Origin of the sequence: Amphritea sp. 1_MG-2023, from assembly GCF_030547545.1 — a bacterium.
Classification (GTDB): Bacteria; Pseudomonadota; Gammaproteobacteria; order Pseudomonadales; family Balneatricaceae; genus Amphritea.
In genome coordinates, this window is the sequence record NZ_JAUOQE010000060.1 from 1 (window position 1) to 6,873 (window position 6,873).

Annotated in this window: 8 protein-coding genes; 3 read left to right on the forward strand and 5 right to left on the reverse strand. The window is 43.8% G+C overall.

Annotated features, from left to right (window positions below):
* Window positions 1-274: 274 nt before the first annotated feature.
* Complete coding sequence (locus Q4488_RS18860; RefSeq protein ID WP_368411596.1) at window positions 275-466, reverse strand: phage integrase N-terminal SAM-like domain-containing protein; 192 nt, start codon at window positions 464-466, stop codon at window positions 275-277.
* A 251-nt stretch (window positions 467-717) separates the two neighbouring features.
* Here Q4488_RS18860 and Q4488_RS18535 point away from each other — a divergent pair, with 251 nt between their 5' ends.
* From Q4488_RS18535 to Q4488_RS18545, 3 genes are all read left to right on the forward strand, one after another.
* Complete coding sequence (locus Q4488_RS18535; RefSeq protein ID WP_303582048.1) at window positions 718-1,419, forward strand: hypothetical protein; 702 nt, start codon at window positions 718-720, stop codon at window positions 1,417-1,419.
* Window positions 1,420-1,525: 106 nt separating this feature from the next.
* Window positions 1,526-2,014 (forward strand): hypothetical protein, encoded by a 489-nt coding sequence (locus Q4488_RS18540; protein WP_303582050.1) that lies wholly within the window; start codon window positions 1,526-1,528, stop codon window positions 2,012-2,014.
* A gap of 140 nt (window positions 2,015-2,154) precedes the next feature.
* Complete coding sequence (locus Q4488_RS18545) at window positions 2,155-2,556, forward strand: GFA family protein (protein ID WP_303582052.1); 402 nt, start codon at window positions 2,155-2,157, stop codon at window positions 2,554-2,556.
* Between the two features lie 132 nt (window positions 2,557-2,688).
* On the opposite strand, the gene cynS is transcribed toward Q4488_RS18545, so the two are convergent.
* From cynS to Q4488_RS18565, 4 genes are all read right to left on the reverse strand, one after another.
* Window positions 2,689-3,138, reverse strand: a complete 450-nt coding sequence (cynS, locus tag Q4488_RS18550) for a cyanase (protein ID WP_303582054.1) — start codon at window positions 3,136-3,138, stop codon at window positions 2,689-2,691.
* 29 nt (window positions 3,139-3,167) lie between these two features.
* Window positions 3,168-4,901, reverse strand: a complete 1,734-nt coding sequence (locus tag Q4488_RS18555; RefSeq protein WP_303582056.1) for a bifunctional protein-serine/threonine kinase/phosphatase — start codon at window positions 4,899-4,901, stop codon at window positions 3,168-3,170.
* Window positions 4,902-5,126: 225 nt separating this feature from the next.
* Window positions 5,127-5,963 (reverse strand): formate/nitrite transporter family protein, encoded by an 837-nt coding sequence (locus Q4488_RS18560; RefSeq protein ID WP_303582058.1) that lies wholly within the window; start codon window positions 5,961-5,963, stop codon window positions 5,127-5,129.
* A gap of 296 nt (window positions 5,964-6,259) precedes the next feature.
* Window positions 6,260-6,655, reverse strand: a complete 396-nt coding sequence (locus Q4488_RS18565) for a thiol-disulfide oxidoreductase DCC family protein (protein ID WP_303582060.1) — start codon at window positions 6,653-6,655, stop codon at window positions 6,260-6,262.
* Window positions 6,656-6,873 lie beyond the last annotated feature (218 nt).

Sequence of the window (6,873 nt, forward strand, 5' to 3'; positions counted from 1 at the left end):
CGCTGCACTGGCTTTCGCGTATCTGGCCATTCTAATGTCCGCAGAGAACATAACGGACTTATTCGCACCTTCCTTAGGTAAAACCAATATGCACCCCAGATGCCATCGGCTTGTATCTCAGCGGCCTTTTTGTGTGTAGGGTGCAGTGAAGCATGAACTGCACCATGCTTGTTGAAGTCGAATCCTCAAGAAGCTGTTTCTCGACATTTGATGTTTGTTGTTTTAGTAGTGGAATCAACTCTGTAGCGAGCGTGGTAATGCGGTGTTTTACGCCTTACCCGTTCCAGATCCTTAATAAGAGGTGGGCCAGATCTATATCTTTTTCGCGGAGTCGGTTTGGGTCTTGTTTGTTATGAAATAAAATATAGGCCTTGATCCTGTATAAATATGCCGCTATGGTTCTATGATTATAGCGCCTAACCAGCATGTACTCGCAGATAGACCTAAGGAATGGGGAGCAAGTCATTGAGCAGTCTTTTCTCAAAATCTGTTTATTTACACAGTATGATTTTTCTTGTGAAAGCCACTAGTAATTTCGCTTATTCTTTCCCTCTTAATTTATGGCGGGGTTCTGCGTGTATTATTATTTATAAATATCAAGCTATTAGGGGGCATGATAAACCATTTGTGGAATTATAACGATTCCTGATAATAATTATTATGAGGGCGCGTTCTTCATAAGCAGATTGTAAAATTTCAAGCGAGATAGGTGAAGATTTGAGAGTATTGTGGAAGTTATTTCTAGATTGGATTAAGCGAAAGTTACGGTCGCCATTTTCCAATTTTGTAACGAAATTAGTATTGTATTGCGGGATAGGAATCGTTGCTTCACCCATTATTGAACATTTAATTTTTAGCGTAACTCTAAAGCACTGGTTAGGTATCGATTTAGGAATAGAGGTTCCAGATTTAAATGCCTATATTTTTGGCTCTATTCTTATAGTAATTGGGGCTATACATAACCTGATATTTATTAAGTTTAATCAAGAGTATTCGATAAAAATAAAGGATGCAAAAGCATCTGTTTATGGTGAACTTTGGGCTAAATGCGACAAAATGATTGATGATGTTTGTCGACTTGAACATCTTTATATGACTAGTTATTCCGATAATGATTCTGATTACGCATTGAAAGCGGAAGAATCATCAATGGAATTCATGTCCTTCATGCGGATAAATCGACCATTCATGTTTTCAGAAGAGTTCTACGAAAAGACGAGCGTAATCTATAAAGCATGTATACAGGAAGCTCAATGTTTTAGAGGTCACATATCAAATAAGCAAGAATTACTCGAAACTGGAAACACTAAGTGTAATTTCAATTCAGCTTTGAAGGAAACATCTTTGAAAATGAATTCAATCTGTAATAAATACGACGATATTTGTAGTGAAATTCGAGAGTTTATAGATGAAATTTAACAAGGCACTGCAACAGACTACCAAACGGTCATTCGTTTTACACACCGTATAACCAGCGCCATTTTTGTCAGCGGTTGGGCGCGGCGTTAGTATTCAAGAGGTTTAAATGGATTGTGAAATAATCAAAGATTTTTTAAGTGATATAAGCAAGGTTAATATTGCTACACTTATAGCAACGGTTTCTGCTGTCATAGCCGCAGCAAGCGCATTTTTTAGTTATAGATTATCTAAAAGAATTTACGATGAAATAAAATCAGACGAAGCGTTAGTTGCAAGCAAGTTACAGCATCCAAATTTGCAAGAGTATGACCACTATAAAAGCGTTCTTTATTTTACTTTACTTAATAAATCCCATCGTAAAGTTACCATTACAAGTATCAAGGCGTTTGACAGGAAAAATAATGAAATTGAAATAAAATGGTCAAGCTCGATTGACTCATTAGGTAATATTAAAAATTCAACTGGACTGTTAGGCTTAAAAGATTCTACAGAAATATTCATCCGAAGAAATGATGGTGAAAGTTATTTTATAACTACCTTTCACATAAAGCATTCTTTCGATGAAACAGAACTGGTGCTAGATTATAGTTCTTAAATGAAGTAATAATACATACAAGTTGCTTAAACGGAACGAAAACAATTGGTTATCGATTCGCGATTTTAACCAACCATTTTTATCCGCTTAGCAAGGCGTTATGTATACGTCACCTACAATCCATAGAAGAAGGGGATTTGATGACTGAATATTTGGGTTCTTGTCTGTGTGGTTCTGTGAAATTTGAAGTGCAAGGGGAGTTCGATAGCTTTTACCTGTGTCACTGTCAGCATTGCCAAAAGGATAGCGGTTCTTCTCATGCGGCAAATTTGTTTTCACAGTCAGCTAAATTAATCTGGTTGGTAGGTTCAGATTTTGTAACTACTTTTATGCTTGCAGGTACTCGCCACAAAAAAAGTTTTTGTAAGGTTTGCGGTTCAGCATTGCCAAGCACTCATGACACAGGTCTTCTGGTCATTCCCGCTGGGTGTTTGGACACGGAAGTCTCTATGTCGCCAACCGCTCACATCTTTACATCAAGCAAAGCTGCTTGGGATAACGAATTAGGCGCATTGCCTAAGTTCGACGGGCTGCCAGATTGATAGCGTATCACATAACAAACCGTGGAAGTTCGCGCCTATCGGCGCTGCGCTCTGGCAAGCTAAGCAACAGATAAATCTCGATAAAGTCTAACGAATAGCTTCTGCATTCTGCCTAACAACCGTATTTCGCCATCAGTAAGTTTTATAGGGGAGAAACTTACCTGATAAAACCACATTCACTCGGTCACCGTTAGGGTTGGGCTCTCGCTGAATGTCCATCGAGAAATCGATTGCACTCATAATGCCATCACCAAACTCTTCATGGATCAGCTCTTTAATGGTCATCCCGTACACGTTGACCAGTTCATACCAGCGATAAATCAGTGGATCGGTCGGCACCTCGGTGGGCAAAGAACCCTTATAAGGGGTGATCTGCAACCAGGCGATCGCTTCATCACTGAGACCAAAGAGCTCGCCTACCGTGGCAGCCTGCTCCTTATCCAGTGCCATCTGGCCGAGACAGGCGGCCGTCGTCCACTCTTTCGACAGGCCTATGGTATTGGCCACGTCACACCATTTTATGCCTTTGCTAACTTTCGCTGCGATAATAGCGGCGGTGACTGCTTCTCGATTGCTAATCATAGGTTACTCCTCAGGTATTATTTAACTCGTCATTGATTGTTGAGTTGCACCAGCAAAAACAGCAGCGTCAGTGTTAGCAGAAAAGAGACCGATTTCCAGAACAGCAGGGGGTTTCTCTCTATCAGCGGCGGCTGATGGCGGCGCAGGTAGTTGTGGTTAGGTTTACGCAGGTCATAAACAAATTCGGAGATCTCTGCGTAGCGTTTGAAGGGGTTTGGCTGCAGCGCTTTGTGCAACGTGGTGTCGATCCAGTGAGGTATCGCTTTGTCCTCATCAAGTACCGACTGATAAGCGAGTTTTCGTTGTGCTGACGTGGTTGTGCACTTAGCGACCTGATTGCCATAGGGAAAACGCTCTGAGAGCATATGGTAAGTGATAACCGCCAGTGAAAAGAGATCGGAGCGGGTAGAGATGACCTCGCCGACAAAATATTCCGGCGCCATATATAAAGCGGTACCGGGAAGTCCGGTCTGTTCCAGTGTGTTTTCAGCTTCAACAATACCGGCAACATGAACCGCACCAAAATCGATAATTTTAACGGTGCCATTATTATCGATCATCACATTTTCAGGGCGCAGATCTTGATGCAGAATCTCTTTACGGTGCATCGCCTGCAACCCCCGCGCTATCTGTTCGATAATCGTACGAACCGTTTCAATAGTAGGACTGGGATTATCGATCAGCCATTGGGCCAGTGTCTGGCCTTCAATGTATTCAGTCACCGTGTAGAGGTAATTTCGCTTTCGGCTTTGTAATCCAGCCTTCATCACGTGCGCGCTATTGATACGTCGCGCCACCCATTCTTCCATCAGAAAACGTTCTAAATAGGCCGGGTCATCACTCAAATCCACCGATGGGATTTTTATCACAACCCGAGTATGCGTGTCGGAATCTTCAGCAAGGTAAACATGGCTACGACTGTTCGCCTGCAGCTCGCGTAAAATCAGGTAACCATCAAACGTCTCACGGGCCTGTAACAACGGCGGTAGCGCTAGTGCCTCTACCTGATGCTTTAAGGTACTGTCTAGCGGTTGTGGCAGTTGATCTACTCGGGCAATCTGTAGTGTCAGGTTGTCATCGCTGCCATTGTCTATCGCCTGCTTAACAATAATCTCTGCGGCCTGATCGAGGTCATCCGCATAGTCCTGCAGTGTTTGGAAAATAAACGCGGTGTCGATGAACTCATACACTCCATCGGTGCATAACAGGTAGATATCACCTTTGTGCAGGCTAGAGGTCTGATAATCCAGCTCCATATCAATACTGATGCCGAGTGCACGACTGAGATAACTCTTCTCTTTAGATACCCAGGCACGATGATCCTTGGTCAGCGTTTCCATACTCTCTGCGCGTAAACGGTAGATGCGGCTGTCGCCAATATGGAAAATATGTAGACTAGAGGCTTTGAATACGACTGCACTCAGGGTACAGACATAGCCTTTATCTTTATTAAAACGGTATTCTGAACGCTGTGTCTGTGAGAATAACCAGCCATTGATAGAACCCAGCACACGTTCGCCGGAAGTGCGGACTGACCATGCATCAGAAGTGCAGTAGTAGTCGCTGAGAAAGCTCTTTACCGCCGTCTCACTGGCGATCTGGCTGACATCACTGCTGCTGATGCCATCGGCAAGGGCCAGAGCAATACCTTTCAGGCTAAGCTGAGGCTCTTTAGGAATATATGCACCATGAAAGTCCTGATTCAGCTCTTTTAAACCTTTATCACTGAACTGCCCCGTCGTTACCTTTAGCTGCGAATTCATGACGGAAGTACTCTGGTTGCAGGAGCGGTATTCACCAAAACTCCGTTGATAAAAGCCTGTTGAGAAAGGCCTGTTGAGAAAGGCCTGTTGAGAAAGGCCTGTTGAGAAAGGCCTGTTGAGAAAGCTCCGGTTGAGAAATCTCCGGTGGTAAAGCCCCGTTGAGAAAGCCCCGATGGTCAGACAGGCCATCGGGAATCAGACAACAGCTTAGCTATAATAAGGAAGTTACAGCGCCGTTACCGTTTTAGCGCCAGCAACTTTGCGTTCTTTGCTGGTTTTTACGTGGGTTAGGTAAAGCGGCAGACCCACCAGTAGGAAACCACCCGCTAGGTTACCCAGCGCTGTTGGAATCTCGTTCCAGATAAGGTAATCCATAACAGTGAAGTCGCCCCCCATGATCATTGAGAATGGGAACAGGAACATGTTCACAATAGAGTGCTCAAAGCCCATGTAGAAGAACAGCATGATAGGCATCCACATCGCTGCCATTTTAGCGCCGGCAGAGGTAGAAATCATCGCACCCACAACCCCCATAGAGACCATCCAGTTACACAGCATGCCGCGAATAAAGATTGTGAGCCAACCCAGTACCCCCTGTTCTTGATAGCCTAGGGTTCGTGATTCACCGATAGTACTGACCTTTGCAGCAACAACCCCACCATCAACCTGATAACCATAAGTCAGGATAAAAGAAGCAAAGAATGCAACCATCAGAGCCCCCGACAGGTTACCGATAAATACCAGCCCCCAGTTACGCAGCAACTCATTCATTGTACATCCCGGGCGCTTATCAATGACCGCCAGCGGCACCAGCGTAAACACACCGGTTAGCAGGTCAAACTTCATCAGGTAAAGCATGATAAAGCCAACAGGAAATAGGCATGCACCCAGTATCGCGCTACCGGTTTTTGTTGCCACGGTGATAGCAAAGAAGGCTGCTAGGGCTAGGATTGCGCCTGCCATAAATGCGCGGATGTAGGTGTCTTTGGTGGACATAAAGATTTTCTGTTCGCCTGAGTCGACCATTTTGGTCACAAACTCACTCGGTTCTAAGTAAGCCATCGTTTTGCCTCATTTTATTAAGTAAAGTTTTCTCATCTGTTTGCCGCTTACTGCAGGGCAAAAAAAAAGCGCCCATCCCTCTATCACTCTCAGTGATAAGGGATGGACGCCTCTGTCCGAATTTTTTAAATTGTGTTGCCGAATATTACAACGACTGAATTGATTATTGCAGAATCAATACCATAAATAATATAATTCATTAAAAACAATAAGTTAAAACTTCACAAACAAATCAACAAGCACTTTTTTGCCATAAAAAGGTGCGTCTGCACAATCATTGCGCGCTAAAAATTCACTCACCGGCTGATTTTACATCCATTATGGCAACGGTTCTTATAGCGACAGCGGGCAAACATGTTATAGATCAGATTCAGCGGCTTTTTTAGTCTGAGGGTTTCGATCAACCTAGCGAGAAAGCGGTAGCTATGCAGATGTGACCAGATCAGCAAAAAACTATCGACACCCAGAACAATTTCTCCCGCCGGATTAACTGCATGTAACTGCTGCATCGCATTATCGTAGGTGATGCCATACGCTTGCAGCGACTCGGGTGTACGGGTGAAATCGACCCAACGAATACATTGTTGTTTGTCGACACGCCGATAGTGACTGATCTCTCTATGGCATAAAGAGCAGCCACCATCGTAGAACACCGTAGGCTTACTGCGTTGAATAATAGGTTTCTGCTGCATAACGATTGATCTCGGAAAAATGATCTTAGAATAAACATATAACTGATACGCACTTTAAAGCGGATTGGTTCAGGTAGTCGTGTTGTGGCTTAGGGAAGGTGCGAATAAGTCAATTACGCCTCTGGCTTACAGAGAAGTTGAAGATCAAGGCAACAGTTACAGGCATACTGGTTGTACGTCGAAAAATGTTAACGCTGAGATCCTGCTTCTCTGAAAGC

What these genes read in the sequence shown, in the direction of transcription:
- Q4488_RS18860 (WP_368411596.1), bottom strand. Translation starts at nt 466, where the DNA reads ATGACTTGCTCCCCATTCCTTAGGTCTATCTGCGAGTACATGCTGGTT.
- Q4488_RS18540 (WP_303582050.1), top strand. Translation starts at nt 1,526, where the DNA reads ATGGATTGTGAAATAATCAAAGATTTTTTAAGTGATATAAGCAAGGTT.
- Q4488_RS18545 (WP_303582052.1), top strand. Translation starts at nt 2,155, where the DNA reads ATGACTGAATATTTGGGTTCTTGTCTGTGTGGTTCTGTGAAATTTGAA.
- cynS (WP_303582054.1), bottom strand. Translation starts at nt 3,138, where the DNA reads ATGATTAGCAATCGAGAAGCAGTCACCGCCGCTATTATCGCAGCGAAA.
- Q4488_RS18555 (WP_303582056.1), bottom strand. Translation starts at nt 4,901, where the DNA reads ATGAATTCGCAGCTAAAGGTAACGACGGGGCAGTTCAGTGATAAAGGT.
- Q4488_RS18560 (WP_303582058.1), bottom strand. Translation starts at nt 5,963, where the DNA reads ATGGCTTACTTAGAACCGAGTGAGTTTGTGACCAAAATGGTCGACTCA.
- Q4488_RS18565 (WP_303582060.1), bottom strand. Translation starts at nt 6,655, where the DNA reads ATGCAGCAGAAACCTATTATTCAACGCAGTAAGCCTACGGTGTTCTAC.